General features: G+C 56.1%; 11 protein-coding genes. 7 read left to right on the top strand and 4 right to left on the bottom strand.

What is annotated here, in order from left to right; all coding sequences use genetic code 11:
- The first annotated feature begins 232 nt into the window (after positions 1–232).
- Entirely contained in the window at positions 233–1,654 is a 1,422-nt protein-coding gene (locus EYC82_RS09285; protein WP_423243917.1) for a M48 family metallopeptidase, read from the top strand.
- Positions 1,655–1,685: 31 nt separating this feature from the next.
- Here the strand turns inward: EYC82_RS09285 and nadA are convergent, their stop codons facing one another.
- Positions 1,686–2,759, bottom strand: a complete 1,074-nt coding sequence (gene nadA, locus EYC82_RS09280) for a quinolinate synthase NadA (protein ID WP_279249252.1) — start codon at positions 2,757–2,759, stop codon at positions 1,686–1,688.
- A gap of 427 nt (positions 2,760–3,186) precedes the next feature.
- On the opposite strand from nadA, the gene EYC82_RS09275 reads away from it, so the two are divergent.
- Positions 3,187–3,366, top strand: a complete 180-nt coding sequence (locus tag EYC82_RS09275) for a hypothetical protein (RefSeq protein WP_279249251.1) — start codon at positions 3,187–3,189, stop codon at positions 3,364–3,366.
- A gap of 176 nt (positions 3,367–3,542) precedes the next feature.
- Positions 3,543–5,249, top strand: coding sequence for a putative bifunctional diguanylate cyclase/phosphodiesterase (locus EYC82_RS09270; RefSeq protein WP_279249250.1), 1,707 nt, complete (start codon positions 3,543–3,545; stop codon positions 5,247–5,249).
- 6 nt (positions 5,250–5,255) lie between these two features.
- Here EYC82_RS09270 and EYC82_RS09265 read toward each other — a convergent pair whose 3' ends face one another.
- A complete protein-coding gene (locus tag EYC82_RS09265) occupies positions 5,256–6,491 on the bottom strand; it encodes a GGDEF domain-containing protein (RefSeq protein WP_279249249.1) in 1,236 nt (411 codons plus the stop codon).
- Positions 6,492–6,641: 150 nt separating this feature from the next.
- Here EYC82_RS09265 and EYC82_RS09260 point away from each other — a divergent pair, with 150 nt between their 5' ends.
- The 3 genes from EYC82_RS09260 to EYC82_RS09250 all read left to right on the top strand — a co-directional run bounded on the left by EYC82_RS09260 (position 6,642) and on the right by EYC82_RS09250 (position 11,471).
- Positions 6,642–8,453, top strand: coding sequence for a two-component system response regulator (locus EYC82_RS09260; RefSeq protein ID WP_279249248.1), 1,812 nt, complete (start codon positions 6,642–6,644; stop codon positions 8,451–8,453).
- A gap of 19 nt (positions 8,454–8,472) precedes the next feature.
- Entirely contained in the window at positions 8,473–10,461 is a 1,989-nt protein-coding gene (locus EYC82_RS09255; RefSeq protein ID WP_279249247.1) for a S8 family peptidase, read from the top strand.
- Between the two features lie 329 nt (positions 10,462–10,790).
- Positions 10,791–11,471: a hypothetical protein gene (locus EYC82_RS09250; protein WP_279249246.1), complete on the top strand. Its 681-nt coding sequence runs from the start codon at positions 10,791–10,793 to the stop codon at positions 11,469–11,471.
- A 421-nt stretch (positions 11,472–11,892) separates the two neighbouring features.
- Here EYC82_RS09250 and EYC82_RS09245 read toward each other — a convergent pair whose 3' ends face one another.
- Entirely contained in the window at positions 11,893–13,764 is a 1,872-nt protein-coding gene (locus EYC82_RS09245; RefSeq protein WP_279249245.1) for a DUF3604 domain-containing protein, read from the bottom strand.
- Between the two features lie 217 nt (positions 13,765–13,981).
- Here EYC82_RS09245 and EYC82_RS09240 point away from each other — a divergent pair, with 217 nt between their 5' ends.
- A complete protein-coding gene (locus tag EYC82_RS09240) occupies positions 13,982–14,683 on the top strand; it encodes a hypothetical protein (RefSeq protein ID WP_279249244.1) in 702 nt (233 codons plus the stop codon).
- A gap of 44 nt (positions 14,684–14,727) precedes the next feature.
- Here EYC82_RS09240 and EYC82_RS09235 read toward each other — a convergent pair whose 3' ends face one another.
- On the bottom strand, positions 14,728–16,233 hold the full coding sequence (locus EYC82_RS09235; protein WP_279249243.1) for an alpha-L-fucosidase: 1,506 nt from the start codon (positions 16,231–16,233) through the stop codon (positions 14,728–14,730).
- Positions 16,234–16,261: the final 28 nt, after the last annotated feature.

Raw genomic sequence — 16,261 nt, 5'->3', positions numbered from 1 at the left:
TGTGAGCCTTGCAGGGCAGCGAACAAGGGAAACGGCCAGTCGCTTACAGGGACATGCAGCAGTACCAGCCCGGGTTTTTACCACTGCAAGACCGACACGTTTCGTGTTTGCATGCTCACGTGATCACGTTCTATCGCGTACACTATTGCGCAGCGGGGTCCCCCGGGAGGGCTCTCGATTATCTAGGCTTATCAGGCTGGTGCCATTCGTGAAGCGTTGGATTTTTATTGCGATGTTGACTTTCTGCCACAACGGGCTCGTTGTGGCCAATACAGAGGGGCTTAAGTTACCGAATCTGGGTGAATCGAGTACCAGTCTGTTTTCTTCTGAATACGAGCGGCAGTTGGGTCAAGCCTGGTTGCGTATGTTTCGCCGCCAGGTCCCTACTGTTGAAGACCCCGTGTTGTTCGAGTATCTCGAAAACCTGATTTTCGAGTTGGCCAGTCATAGCCAGTTGGAGGATCGTCGTATCGATTTGGTCGTTGTCGACAGTCCCACGATTAACGCGTTTGCAGTTCCAGGCGGAGTGATTGGTGTGCACAATGGTCTGCTTCTCTCTGCTGAGACGGAAGATGAGCTTGCGACTGTGCTGGCTCACGAAATCGCCCACCTCAGTCAGCGTCACTTTTCGCGTGGCGTAGAATACCAGCAAAAAATGCAGCCATTGGCTTTGGCTGCCATGCTGGCAAGTCTGGTCGTTATGGCTACCGCGGGCGGTGAAGCGGGGATAGCTGCTATGTCAGCGACCCAGGCGGCAGCGCAGGATTCTGCCTTGCGTTACAGCCGCGGTAATGAACAGGAGGCGGATCGCATCGGTATGCAAACTCTGGTGGGAGCGGGAATGGACCCCAATGCCGCGCCGGCAATGTTCGAGCGTATGCTGCAGTCGACGCGGTACTACAGCACCAGTCAGCTCCCAGAGTTCCTGCGTACTCACCCACTGTCTGAAAGCCGAATCGCCGATACCCGTAACCGCGCGAGGAATTACTCCGCCGTGGCACCGCGCGATGATCTTGACTATCAGTTGATGCGCGCGCGCGTCATGGTTGCACTGGCCGATACGCCGGAGGAGTCCGTGGCGCGATTTCGCGGCGAGTTGGAGGGTACGCCCCGGTCAAAGGAGGCGGCACATTACGGGCTGGTGTTGTCACTGATTGCGGCAGGCCGCGCAGATGAGGCAAGCCTGGAGCTGGATTCGATCTGGTCGGTGAGCCCGGATCGTCTCGAATACATTCTCGCGGACGCGGAAATAGACATGGCCCGCAACAAGCACGCGCAAGCTGTCAGCAAGCTCTCGCGAGAGTTGGAGTCGAAGCCGGGAAATCATCCCTTGACCATGGCATATGCAACGGCGCTAATGAAAGATAGTCAGTCTCATATTGCCGAGGAGGTGCTGCGTCGACAAAGTAAGCGCACACCTAATGATCCTTCGCTCTGGTATCTGCTGGCGGAAGTGCAGGGGCTTTCGGGTAATATTGCCGGTCTTCACCAATCCCGCGCAGAATACTTTATTTTGAATGGTGCGCTGGATCAGGCGAGGAAACAGTTGGAGTATGCACTCAAGCTCACGCGCGGAGATTTCGTGACCTCCGCGATCCTTTCCCAGCGACTGCGAGATGTGGCCGAGATGCAGGAAAAGCTGGAGGAGCTTTGATGCCCGCCCGCGAGGCGGCGACGTTGAGTGTTCAGGCGTTGCCTTTAACGGTCAGTTGGGCCTCACGCGAGAAATCGAGCATGCGGCGCAGGGGAACCATCGCTTGTTCCCCGATACCGGGGTCCACAAAAATTTCGTTGTCCTCTCGGGAAAATACCGCGGCCAGGCTCTCCAGGTCGTTCATGGCCATCCACGGGCAGTGCGCGCAGCTGCGGCAGGTAGCGCCGTTGCCTGCGGTAGGCGCGATAATGAACTCCTTCTGTGGCGCCTGCTGCTGTAGTTTGTAAAAAATACCCTGGTCGGTGCCTACGATGAATTGCGTGTTGTCCATCTCGCAGGCGGCCTTGATAATTTGACTGGTGGAGCCGACACGATCCGCCAGCTCGATCACGGAGGCGGGAGACTCTGGGTGAACGAGTACGGCCGCGTCAGGGTAAACCTGTTTCAGGTCGGCGAGTCCTCGGGCCTTAAATTCTTCGTGCACTATGCAGGCGCCGTCCCACATCAGAATATCGGCCCCTGTTTGGCTTTGCACGTAGTTGCCCAGGTGTTGGTCCGGCGCCCATATGATTTTTTCACCGCGATCACACAAGTGTTCCGCGACTTCCAGCGCAATGCTGGAGGTGACCACCCAGTCAGCCCTCGCTTTGACGGCAGCGGAGGTGTTTGCGTAAACCACCACGGTGCGGTCTGGGTGTTGATCACAAAATGCGCTGAACTCCTCAATGGGACACCCGAGATCCAGAGAGCAAGTGGCTTCCAGCGTCGGCATGAGGACGCGTTTTTCAGGCGTCAGGATTTTAGCAGTTTCTCCCATGAACTTTACGCCGGCTACGATCAGGGTCGTCGCTGGATGATCGTGTCCGAAGCGCGCCATTTCGAGCGAGTCTGAGACACAGCCACCGGTTTCTTCCGCCAGTGCCTGAATCGCAGGCGACGTATAATAATGTGCGATAAGTGCGGCGTTCTCGCGGTGCAGCATGGCTCTGATATTGTCTTTCAGCAACGCTTCCTGTTCTGGACTGAGGGCGTTCTGCTCCGCGTGGTCAAGATGGTGCTGTACTTGTTCGCGAATGGTTTCTAGTTTGTCAGACGCTAGACTCATAATTGCGGGATATAGCTGGGCCGAGAAGGAACGTGAGCTTATCATAAAATAGCCGGGGCGCTGCCCTGCAACTTACGACACGACTTGCAGCACTCAACGATCGAATGCGGTTACGTCAAAATCCGTTGCGAGGATGTTCGGCCAACCCGGGACGCACCGTCGTCAACCGCCCACCTTGTCATGCGCTGGGGCACCCGGTTGAATGGAGCGATTTTCCGGTTGAGCAACCGACACCGGAGGAGGTGGGTCATCGGGGGTGTCCGGTGTTCAGCGCGGCTAGCGTCGCGCTGCGGCCGCATAGACGGCGCCGTTATTGCCCTGATCCGTCTCTTCTAGCGACAATCCTCCGCGGGGGCATGAACTGCAATCCACAGAGGCACCACAACAGGGCGGTCCAGCGGCTTACAGAAACCATGGTGCACGACCAGTGAAGAGCGTGCTGGGCAGAGGGCAGGGCAGGGCAGGTCAGCGAAGCGAAGAAGAGAAAACGTCCCTTGAACCCCATCTGTCTTTTCTGTGTATGGATTTTGACGACTGTCAGAGACGCACGGGAGTCGATATTCCCGCGTTTTTCTGCGAGTTGCTGACGCGTGAATTGCTCGATTGAGCCGCTTTGGTAATTTTAAGGAAACATTTACTAGAACTTCATTCAGTTATTTCGTATAACTCTATGTTAAATAAAGAATAAGACTAAGAGCACCAATCCGGTCGACGCGGTGTGGCGATCGGGCAGGGTCATGATGACCCAATAACCAGGGTGGGGTAGGGAACCGGGAACCAAGAGTGGAACAGCACACAGTATTGATCATCTCTGAGGACAAGACTGACCATCTTGTCATCTCTGCAAGCCTTGAACGTGCTCGCCCCGCCCGGTTTCATCTGTCTACTTCTGAGTCCATAGAGCGCCCGTTGGAGGCGCTTCTCGACCCGAATATCGACGCTGTCATTATGGCCCAAGGGCCTGAGACAGAGTATCTCCTTCGTCTGGCGAGTAAGCATGAGGCCAGTGCGCCCCTGATTCTCCTGTTAGACGACGACAACGAGGCTGCAGTGGCCCAGCTGCGTGAGCTGGGCGCTCAGGATTATCTTTACCGCAGCCAGCTGCAGGATGCGCTGCTGCATCGGGTGCTCGACTACAGCATTCAGCTTAAACAGGCGCGTGAGCAAATACGCCGATTGTCGAATCGCGATCCGTTAACGGGCGCGTTGAATCGCGTCGGTTTCCGGGCACATCTGGAGCGTGCCATGGGGCGCTCCCAGCGTTATGGCTTCAACACAGCTTTGATTTATATCAATATTGATCAGTTTGCCAACGTTAACGATCACTACGGTGAATCGGACGGTGACATCATGATCAAATCGATCTCCCGTCGACTCATTAACAAGATGCGCAGCTCAGACAGCATCGCGCGCCTTGGCGGCGATGAGTTTGCGGTGGTGCTAGAGGATGTCAGCTCGGCGGCAGATGTGGAGTTGATAGCGGACAAAATGCTCAAGTCAATTTCTGCACCGATGATTCTCAGCGAACAACAGGTCGCCGTCGAAGCGAGTATCGGCGCCGCTATCTTCCCGGAAGACGGCACTGAGTTTTCAGACCTGGTCGATCACGCGCGCAGTGCTATGCAACAGGCGAAAAGTATTGGCGGTGGCCATGTGATTCGCTACACGGAAAAGTTGACCTTCGATACTGCAGGCAGTAATTCCCTTGCGGCGGAGTTGCGCACGGCTGTGCGCAAGAACCAGTTCGAGTTGCATTACCAGCCGCGGATAGACCTCGCTACAGGCCATCTTGTGGGTCTCGAGGCGCTGCTGCGCTGGAACCACCCGGAGCGGGGGCTTGTACTGCCGGGTGAGTTTATTTCCGCCTGTGAAGACATGGGCCTGATGAAAACGATTGGCTACCAGGTGATTCAGCACGCTTGCAATGCGCAGGTCTGGCTTAGAGAACAGGGAATGCCGGAAGTTGACGTTGCGGTAAATATCTCGTTTTCACAAATCCAGGATGATCGGTTTGTGGATATCGTGAAAGACATCCTGAAACGCAGCGGCGCTGATGCGTCCCGCATTGAATTCGAGCTCACAGAATCTACACTGCTCAATAGCCCGGATGGTATCAAGGCGCGGATGGATGAATTGCGTAAGCTGGACCTCTCGTTTTCGCTGGATGACTTCGGCACGGGCTTCTCCCAGTTGACCCACCTGACAGAATTGCCGATTTCGGCTTTGAAGATCGATGCTTGTTTCGTGCGGGATCTGCCGCACAATGAACATCAGCAGGCGGTGTGTAGCATGATCATCGAAGTCGGTAGGCGCCTGGATATGCTGGTAGTCGCTGAAGGTGCAGAAACTCACGAGCAGGTTGAGTTTCTGCGCGAGCATCAGTGTCACCAGGTACAGGGCTTTTACTACAGCCCCGCCATTCCCTTGCAAAAGCTGCCTCGCTTCGTAAAGGAGCAGGGCCTAAAGCGCCGCGAAAACCGTATTTCCTAGTCCCGCTCAAGAGGCGTAGGCAACCCGGTTGCGTCCCCTGCGTTTGGCCTTGTACAGCATTTTATCCGCTTCACTGAGCACGGAATCCGGATCCGGGTGTTCGGGGCTGCGGGCGGCCACACCGGCGCTGATCGTAATGCTGACCTGATCGCTACCCAGCCGTGTTGCACCTCGCAGGCGACTGCCCTCTTTCATGCGGGCAGGACGCTTACTGCGGTTGCGAATCGACATGTTGTAACTGGCTATTCCATCGCGTATTTTTTCTATCGGTTCCAGAGTGGCCTCGACAGTCTTGCGAGGGAATACCACGCAAAATTCTTCCCCTCCGTAGCGGTACGCCGTGCCTCCTCCCTTGATACTGCGAACTCTCGAGGCCACAAGCTTGAGCACTTCATCACCGACCTCGTGCCCGTAGGTATCGTTGAACCGTTTGAAGCGATCGACATCAATCATGGCGATACTGTAACTTTTTCCCAGCATTTTCAGACGCTCATTTAGCGCGCGGCGGCCCGGCAACCCTGTGAGTTCGTCACGGTATGCCATGGAGTATGAACTGCGCAAAAGTCCCCAGGCCAGGCTAAGTGACGCTGCGATACACATGGACACTGAGATGTATTCGACATGCAAAAAAGCAAGGGCGATATAAACCGGCAGAATGGCGCCTAACAGAGCTGCTTCGATTTCCTCATTGCGTATGCACAGCAGCACAACACCGACAAGCGCCGTCAAGCCTGCCAGTATGGAGGCGCTCTTTGACAGCATATAGACGTCATTTAAATTCGGTGTGTAACTAATCGCTGCATCGTTGATGCCCAGTATCCAGGGCCCCAGCTCTATGCAGGCCAAGCCGAGGAGGATGAATCCCAGGGCAGCGATCAGACCTTGCAGATTCCAGATGCCTCGCTCTGGCAGTAGCAGCAGGTATAACGCCATCACGGGCAGTGCAAAGCTCAATGCAAGGTAAGCCCGGAGCGCGTCGGTGTTGCGATTAAGGCTGGTTTGCAGGTAGCTTTGTACGACCCAATAGAAAACGGCAACGCTGATAGCGGCCAACAACAGGCGTCCTCGCTGAAACTGGAGGGACATCAGCACTACGCCGAGGCAGAGCAGGTAAGGCAGGCTGTCCAGAATTATGCGAAGATCATCATCCAGCAAGCTGATCTGGCCCCGTCCGAAGTAAGCACCGGGAATCAGTACCGCCAGCGGCAGGAGCTTTACTAGCGCTGTGGGGTGCAAGGCCATCGTGCCCGTTGTGTCTCCAGGGTCAGAACAAGCTGGTTTCGCCCCGTGTCGATAACCGCTTGGTATTATTTACTCGGACTAGCCACGGGCTTTAGGCAATGATAGCTTACACTGTACGCCATGCGCATTACCTCCTCTTCCAGCAAATAAATGTCAGGCACTGAGACTATCCGCCATAAAGCGAAGATTCTTGTCGTAGACGATGACCAGAATGTCCGCATGCTTGCCCGGCAATGCCTTGAGGCTGAGGATATGGTGGTGGTGGAGGCATCGAACGGCTTTGAGGCGATAGATGCCTTCGTCCGAGAGCGGCCGGACCTCGTGTTCATGGATGTAGAGATGCCGGGCATGACGGGACTGGAGGCTTGCGAGCGAATCCGGGAGATTCCGCAGGGTGAGTCGATACCTATTATGATCGTGACAGGTTCTGACGACCGTTCATCGATTGACAAGGGGTTTGAGGCCGGCGCCACCCAGTACAAAACCAAACCCGTGAACTGGTCGTTGCTGGGTCGAGACGTTCAGTACATGTTGCGCGCGAGCAGTGCGTTCAACTCGCTTAAGCGGCAGGAAGACCGACTGCGCTATCTCGCCTACTATGACCCGCTAACCAGCCTGCCCAACCGGCGCAGTTTCAATGAGCAATTAGGTCGTTTGCTGAAGCGCAGTCGTCGCCACAGCACGACGGCGGCGTTGCTGTTTATAGATCTCGACCACTTCAAGCGCATCAATGATTCTATCGGCCATGCCAGGGGCGACAGCCTGCTGGTCGAGATTGCCAAGCGGCTGACTATGGAGCTGCGTGAAGAAGACGCGATCAACTATTTTTCGGATGCTAATGCTGAGCAGGCCACCGAGAAAGAGGGTGCTACCGAGATCGCTCGCCTGGGTGGCGACGAGTTCACGGTAGTGCTTTCCGATGTGTCTGATGTCTCGGATATCGAAAAGGTGGCACGGCGGATACTCAACAGACTATCTGAGCCAATTGCCTTGCAGTCGCACAACCCTGTGGTAACTCCCAGTATCGGTATTGCCCTGTATCCAGAGGATGGGAAAGATGCGGAGACTCTGATCCGCAACGCGGACACTGCGATGTACGTTGCCAAAGCAGAAGGACGGGCCTGCTATCGTTTTTATGACGAGGAGATGAATTCCCGAGCCGTCGAGCAACTGAAGCTTGAGGAAGAGTTGCGTGAAGCCATGCGCAACGATGAGTTGGAATTACGCTATCAGCCGCAGGTGAATTCCCAGTCGGGCGAGGTTGTTAGCCTGGAGGCGCTGGTGCGCTGGAAGCACCCCACACGAGGGATGGTGTCGCCGCAGGAATTTATACCCGTTGCGGAAAGTACGGGCCAGATTATTGAGCTTGGCGAGTGGGTCATGAACGAGGTGTCCCGCCATTGTCAGTATTGGGGTGGGCTTGGTCTTGATGCATTCCGGGTTTGCGTCAATATATCGCCGTTGCAGTTTAATCAGAGTAATCTCGCCGAATGGGTGCATGAATTCCTCGAAACCTCGGGACTGTCGCCCGATCGTCTGGAACTTGAACTCACTGAAAGCGCGATCATGACCGACGCGGAGACCAATATTGTAAAGCTGCGCACCCTCAAGGCGCTCGGTTTAGACCTTGCGGTAGATGATTTCGGCACGGGGTATTCCTCACTCAGTTACCTCAAGCGCTTTCCAATCGACACCTTGAAAATTGATCACAGCTTTGTCTCCGATATGGATACACCCGATGGCGCTGCGATCGTGGATGCGATCGTGGCCCTGGCGCAAACACTTAATCTCAGAGTGGTCGCAGAAGGCATTGAAACCGAAAGCCAATTAGCTTATCTGGCAAGTAAGAGCTGCGACCTTCTCCAGGGCTTTTATTTTTCTCGTCCCATTTACCCCGAAGACGTTCCCGCCCTGCTCAAGGAAAATTTTTCGGAGCAGATTCAAGGGGTTTTGGGCACTTAGGCTGTCGGCTAGAGGCCATATGAAACCGTTTAAATGCAGGGCTTTTCTCGCCCTCTGTCTGGTCTCCAGCTTGCGCGTTGTTGCCGCGGAGCAGGACACGCTGCAGGTTTTGGTGCAGGGTGCCTCCTCCAGTCAGATCGCGAAGCTGGTGATAGCCGCGGGGGGGGATGTGACCCATGACCTCCACATTATCGATGCAGTGGGTGCGCGTCTCAGCCCGGATCAATTACGGATTGTTGTTGAATCACCCCTTGTTACACGGGTTATCGACGATCTGGCTATCACTGACGAGCCCGGGCAGGAACCACACGAAGAGGATTGCAAGGTAAGGGGCCACATCGAACTTGATATTACGCCCTCTGGTTTTCGTTGGCCGCTCTTCAACAAGCGGGAAGCCCCGGTTGAACTCGAGACTCTGGCGATGGCCTGGCCCGAGCGGCTCGGTGCGGTGACGGCGATGTCCCTCGGCGGTGAAAAGTTGCCTGCGGAACTCTACCGGGATTCGATGTTTGGCGCACTGCAGATAGAATTTCCAGAGGCACGGCGGCCCCGGGTAGAGACAATTGCAGATCTGGATGTGAGCTTTAGCGCAGCGGGGTCCGAAGCGTCCTTGCCGCCGCGTCAGCGCGACTTCTCCATTAAGGCGGGCTTCGGGGGGTGCTTCACCGACCTGGTGCCAGGCTACGAGCGTAATCACGAGGACTTCTATTACAACCGGGTAGCGGGCATCGAAGCTTTGCATCGACAGGGCATAACCGGCAAGGGTATTACCGTGGCGGTGGTGGATTCAGGCCTTTGGGAGCACGAGGCATTGCGCACAGACACGCGTGGTGAGAATCGCCTGATTGCTCGCTATGACGCGATAGTGGATAGGTCAGACGTCGCCGTACTGGATGAAAGCGGCCATGGAACGCACATGTCCAGTATCATTTTTAATAGCGATCCCACTACGCAGAATGGTCTCCCCACCGGCACCTACAAGGGTGTTGCACCGGACGCAAGTCTCGTAGCGGTAAAGGTACTCGACCGTGAGGGCCTGGCCCACGTGCTAGAAATTGTCAGGGCCATCCAATGGGTGGTCGATAATCAGGAGCGTTACGCGATACGGGTGTTGAACCTGTCCTTTGCGCAGACGCCGCGTTGGCCATTCTGGAGGGATCCGGTAAACCAGGCGGTGACGGTGGCCTGGTCGCGCGGCATCGCCGTGGTGGCGGCCGCCGGCAATGAAGGGCCCGATGCGGACACCGTGGGGTCACCAGGCAATTTGCCCTACATCATTACGGTGGGCGCCGTGACCGACTCCTGGACGCCCGATACCCGCGATGATGATTATATTCCCGATTTTTCTTCAAGGGGCCCAACGCCTATGGGGCACGTCAAGCCAGATGTTGTGGCGCTGGGGGGGCATATGACCGGCCTTATTTACCCGCATTCCGCGATAGCCCTGCAGCAGCCAGAAGATATGCTCAGAACGGGAGAGTTTGTTTCCACCGGCTCGTCGCAGGCGAGCGCACTGGTATCAGGAATACTGGCCCTTCTGCTGCAATTACACCCGGAGGCGACACCTGAGGAACTCAAATGCAGACTGATCACGAGCGCGGAGCCCGCCATCAATCTCGATGGCCAGCTGGCCTACAGTCCGTTCCAGCAGGGGTATGGCTATGTCACTGCTGCTCGCGCCGTGACGCTGGGTCAGCCCGCTTGTGATTTGCCTTTCCCGCTATCGAGGGTTAACCCGCAGGATGAGAGCAGTTACGTTGGGCCGGCGATTGTCGGCGAGAACGGTGAGGCATTACTGCCGGGGTTCGAAACGCTGATTTCGGCCACGGTCAGCGAAAAGGGCCTGAGTGATACCCGGCGATGGGGCGTCAAAGAACATATTGAACGCCTGCGGTCCGAGGACCTGGAGCAGTCCTCGCCAGCCGCCGATGCGCTCGAGTGGGAGGCGCTATACACAGAGGAAAAGGCCGCTATTCGCCGCCTGGCCTCAGATTCTGCGGATAATTAAGCCAGTACGTGAGAATACTCTAATGACCCGTCAGGGTCAGGTCGTCATCTAGCGCATGAGTTCCTCGATCGATAGTATCTAAATCATAGGCTTACGGGTGAATTCTCACGCCCTGCACGGGGTTCTGGCTGTAACGTCCAGACGCCTGACCCAAAAGGGGCAACCCCTCCACTTCATTTCTTACCCCCCGGCTCGTATAACTACGTCAAGCATCACGGAACGAGAATGCGAACTGGTTCCCCGCGGGGTGTCAGTTTTAAGAGATGGATCACACTGCATCGATGATCAGATCGTGAAGACGTTTAAAGCAAGAAGGCAGGGATAAAATTATGAAGACATTAAAAGTAGTTGGGTTTGCGAGCGTGGCCAGTGTGGCGCTTGCGTTAACAGCGAATGCACCGAGTTTTGCAGAGCCCCAGGCCGACAATGGCACAGCAGAGCCTAGCAATGTTGTGCACCGCGTAAACCATAATCTCGCCGTTGCTGAGCATTACACGGCGAGTGCGCCCGCTGGATTCAAGTGGGCACAAGATGGCGCTGACGCTAACCCGTCGTCGATGTGGGTGGAAAATACCAGCCCGGTGGACACTCGCAGCGGTTACAAGTGGAGCGAAGACAATCGTATCCAGCAGTCTGGCAGCAAGTGGGGCCGTCGCAACGTCGCTGAGCAGTCTGGCAGCAAGTGGGGCCGTCGCAATGTCGCTGAGCAGTCTGGCAGCAAGTGGGGCCGTCGCAACGCGGTAGAGCAGTCTGGCAGCAAGTGGGGCCGTCGCAATGTCGCAGAGCAGTCTGGCAGCAAGTGGGGCCGTCGCAACGTCGCCGAGCAGTCTGGCAGCAAGTGGGGCCGTCGCAATGTCGCCGAGCAGTCTGGCAGCAAGTGGGGCCGTCGCAACGTCGCCGAGCAGTCTGGCAGCAAGTGGGGCCGTCGCAACGTCGCCGAGCAGTCTGGCAGCAAGTGGGGCCGTCGCAACGTCGCCGAGCAGTCTGGCAGCAAGTGGGGCCGTCGCTAGGTTTCAGGATGCACACCGCAGACTAGGTTGGATTCTGTAACAACGCCCGCTGGGAGTCTTCACTCAGTGGGCGTTTTTTATTGTGATCCACCTGGCAGTTCCAGATGCGCCGTTTCAAGCGCACCGTAGTTCTCGCATTATCGCTAATGGTTAGAGCTGGCAGGTTGTTCAGCGTGTTGTAGTTGGCTAGATTACGATGCCACTTAAACAACACTCATGCGCTTCGTCCGATGCAATCCCTACAAACATTTTGCGCAGACCATAAGCCGATGAGGAGACAGTGCGTTACAGTGCGGCACTGGACGCAAAAACCCATGGTTCCTGGGCGAACGTAAGACCGTTGCTCGCCCGCTTTGGCGTGCCAGGTCTGCACAGGTATCCAGCTGATGCAGCGCAAACGTAACTACCCTGGCCGCTGAGGTCAGGGTGTTGCCGAGCGGTACCAGATAGGGGATGTATAGGCTCTTTCCTGAATCGTATCGGGTTTGTCACCCGCTTTATCCAGCCCGAGGGCAATGGCGTCCAGCATAGAGTGTCGCACCGTAGGAATCTGTAACACCCGGGCATAATAAAACGCGTTTTGTTCACTGTCGAAGTCCGGGTCTGTCCAGACTGCAGAGAGCATCGGCGAGCCAATGCTGTTCTCCACCTTGCCAGTGTTCAGATTTACCGTATTGCCGACAGGCGGCAAGTGTCCACTGGCATCCAGTTGTCGGTCATCTGACCAGGCCACATTGTATATTTTCTCCCTGGAACCGCCGTTTTCGTCCACCCAGCCCTTAATAATTTGTACTCTGTCCAGATGCGCGCCTTTCGGGTCCATCGCTGCGAGCACGCTGAAGATGGGGGCATCCGGCCCGGTGAGTTCGCCACCCATGGGCACGCCCTCATTGCCAATGGTATTGTGCGGTTCCACTGCCGCATCTTCGGGCATCGCGACACCAGTGGCACCTTGAAACTTTACGCCTATGCGCGGTCCGGTGGTCGCATAGACCTCGCGACGTTGCAGCGCGTCCATAATGTCCTTACGCGTATTGCCTTCTGTCCATACGGCCGCAAGTCCGGAGGCTGACATGGACCAGCCCGAAGGGCCTGAACGTCCGTTCCATGCGCTTTGCTTGTTCTCGGGCGTAGAGTCAGTGGCAAGCTTTCCCTGAAAATTATCCTCTTCGGCGGAGGCCAGCGCGGTGTGTGAATCCGTGGAGCCGATAACACCCAGTCTGTAAGGGTTTTGCCCCAGGCGTTGTTCCAGCTCGAGCCCCCGCTTCAGAGCCTCTCGGACAAAGTCGCCGCGCTGGGGTGTGTAGGGCGTCGACTTGCGTTGGATGTAGTAGGTATAGCGTTCGAAATCAGCAAACTCGTCATCGGGGGACAGGCTGGGATAGGTTTCAGAATCGCCCTTGATTTGCGTGATCTCGGCGATTTTTTCCCAGCGGTTGCGCAGAGACATATATTCAGTGTTGAAGGGCTCTCCACGCAGCGAGGTGTCCGAAAACATAAAACCCTTGGAGATGTTGGAGTTGTGCGGTATGGCAGTAAAGCGCGCACCGGTGCTCTCGCTGGTGCGGTCCAACCACCGCCACAGGTCTTCAGGATAGGGGCTATCGTCCAGTCCGAAGGGGTCGTACTGTTGCGCGGTAGCCGCATCTGAATCGGTGATTACCACGCGGTGCAGGTTGGCGCCGCCGGGAATAGAACTCCACTCCCACCCCAGCAGAGTCGTAAACACACCGGGCTCATTGTACTGCTCGGCGGTGTCGGTGATGGTTCGCCAGGTGTCAATTTCAACCTGTTTCGGCATTGGTAGTATGCTGAGGTTGCTATTCTCCAGGCTACTCTGCTCGGCATCCTGCCTGGGTGTGAGGTCCGGATCCGGGAGCACCTGCATAAATAATTCGCGGCCATTGCCGTTGTCGATCGCACGATTGAGGTACCATGCAGCGCCCCAGGCCTTTATTTTTTCGATAGGGCCAAGGCCCTCTGTGTCGACCCCATTGACATGTATATTGCGAATTTGCCCGAGGAACTCTGCGTGATCGGAGACCACGAGAAAATCCAGCGGCGTGCCAATCTGTACCCTCGCTTTATGGTACGGATGTATCACGGGCATGCCTCGGGCCCAACGAAAAGCGGTATCGGGGCCTGCGCTGGTATTGTTGTTCGCGTAGGCGTCTGACGAATACATAGTGTGCAAATGTGTATCACCCCAAAGCAGTTGTTTCTCGGCGGCGTGTAGGATCGGGGTTGGAATTGCCAGTGCGGATGCCAGGGTAAGCGCGATAGTATGGCGCATGGGCAGATCTCTTTCTTATGGTGGGTTCACTGTTATAGAGCATGAGTGCAATGCTTGCAATGCGCCGGCAGAGATTATCTGTTCGCTTGATTCCGCCCTCGTAACAGGAGGATGATAGGTGCTGTGAGCGGCAGAGGATGAAGGCCATTATGAAAAAAGAAACTATTTTTGAGCGGGTGTGTGGGTCTGTCTTTGGTGTTACAGGCGTTATGAAGCGATGATGCTTGTCGAAAAAAATCATTGCGCCGCGCTGGCTCTGATGCTGTTGCTGACACATTGGGCTCAGCCGACGTATGGGCAGACAGTCAGTGCTCATCCTCGTGTGGAGGCAGCCTTGCAGACCCTGGATGCGACGGACCTCGACGAGGACTGGTACTTCGCTATGGAGGTGGTGGATGGAGATGAGCTACAACAGATCGAGAGCGATCCCACCCGCCCTCCCTACGAGCGACGCACGCTGTTGTCGGTTAATGGCGAGGCGCCGGATGCGGATAGGCTGGCACAGTTTGCTGATGCCGAGAAAAAGCGCATTGACGATCAGCGCGATGGCCCCAGAGGTTATGTTCCTATGGTTGATATTGCGACACTTGAATTGCTGGCGGCTCCAGCGGGTGATGAAATTTACGCGTTCGTACCACGGGTGCAAAAACTGGAGAACGCCCGTGAGCATCTGCGCGGCGAGCTACTCATGGACGCGCAGAGTGGTTGGATTCGTCAGCTTCAAATTTACAATACGGAAACGTTGTCTCCTGCATTTTCTGTATCCGTTGATACCTTTCGTTTAACGCTGGATTTTGGTGATGTGCAGGGGGAAAATCTTATTCAGTCTTTGCAGTCTCATACTGTTGGCAAGGCAGGCTTTTTGAAGAGCTTTGATTCGAAAGTGCACATTCGCTTCAGTGATTTCAGGCGCCGATAGCCGCGTATTGAGCAACGCATGAGTGGTGTTAACGTAATCCCGGCTCAGGGCAGCTGGTATCGCACCACGGTGGCCGTTGGGCTTGTCGTCTGCGTTAGCGTGATTGTCAGCAAGCCGTCCCTCTTTTCACTGGATACCACCTCAGCTCCGAGTACGGATAGCGACTCCCAGGGAATGTTCGGGTCCTCTACTGTGAAGCGTGTACCGACGGGGCCGCTTACAATCGCATAGAGGACGTTTTCCCGATGCGTGTAATGCAGTGCGCGGCCCTCGAGATTAGCAGCGCGTTGCCACGGCTTCGTGTTATAAATCGCTTCGCCGTTGACTGACAGCCAGTCGCCCAGTTGCAGCAGCGGGGCTTGCTGGATGAGGGGAATATGGCCGTAACTGTCCGGCCCAACATTGATCAACACATTACCGTTCTTGGCCACCGAGTCTATGAGGAACGTGATCAAGGCGGCACCGGACAGCATGTCAGTCGCTGTCTCGTTGCGGTTGTATGCGAAAGATGCGCCCAGCCCGCGTGTGGTTTCCCACTTAAAGGGTGCTACCCCATTGAAGCTGTCGTATTCCGCGGTTTTAAAACCGTAGCGGGCCGGATCATCCTGCAGGTTGTCGGCCTGGTCTGACATCATTATCCGCCCCAGGGTTTTCATTACCCAGATGGCTCCCGGGATCTGCGCCCATTGTCCAAGCGTGTCGACTGCCCCCCAGCGGTCATTCACAGTGCCCTCGGGTACCTCATTGAAATAGTACTCCATCAGTTCGTCCCGGCGGCCGCTGGAGGGGTAGCCAATGTCAGCCCAGAGCACGTCTGGACTATAGCGATCTATAAGCTCTGACATATGCGCATGCACGTAATCGGCGTACTCCTGACTGTTGGGGGCGCTCATAAGAATATCCTGTATTCGGTCGCCCTCGGTCACCAGTTGGAATGTCCAGTCCAGCCCTGTGGAGTAATAGGTGCCAAAGCGCATGCCGCGGGCGCGCACGGCATCGGCCAGCTCGCCAACCATGTCACGTGATGAGCTCCAGTGTCCCCGATGCGGGTTCTCTGTCTCGCTGGGCCAGAGCGTGTAGCCGTCGTGGTGCTTGGTTACCAGCACCACGTAACGGGCTCCCGCACGTTCAAACAGCTCTGCCCAGGCGGCAGGATTCCAGTCTGCAGCCACTCGCTGTTCGAATGTTGGAATGAAGTTGTCATAGGGTGCCGTGCCATACTTCTCTGCGTGGTAGCGGGCTGTCTCCGTATCAGGGTAATTCATGGCGTTCAGGTACCACTCTGCATAGGGCATCTCCTTGCGCTCGGATTCCCCAAACATGATGTCTTCCAGCTCGCCAGGCTGCAGTGCGCCACCGTGTGCGTAGCCGGGCACGGAGGCGGGGCCCCAGTGAATGAATATGCCCAGTTTGGCTTCGTCGAACCAGGCAGGTATGTTTCTCGAGCGTTGCAGTGTGTTATTGCTGGTCGGGTCGCTACAACCCACCAGCAATGCGAGCAGCATGGCAGTGAGGTGGGTAAATAGCCTATGGAACCGTGTCTTTCTCATGAGTATTCCTTGTTGCCTTTTGCACGGT

The organism is Candidatus Marimicrobium litorale (genome assembly GCF_026262645.1).
Classification (GTDB): domain Bacteria; phylum Pseudomonadota; class Gammaproteobacteria; order Pseudomonadales; family Halieaceae; genus Marimicrobium; species Marimicrobium litorale.
The sequence above is the reverse complement of the archived record's forward strand: the minus strand, read 5'-3'. Positions and strand labels throughout refer to the sequence as shown.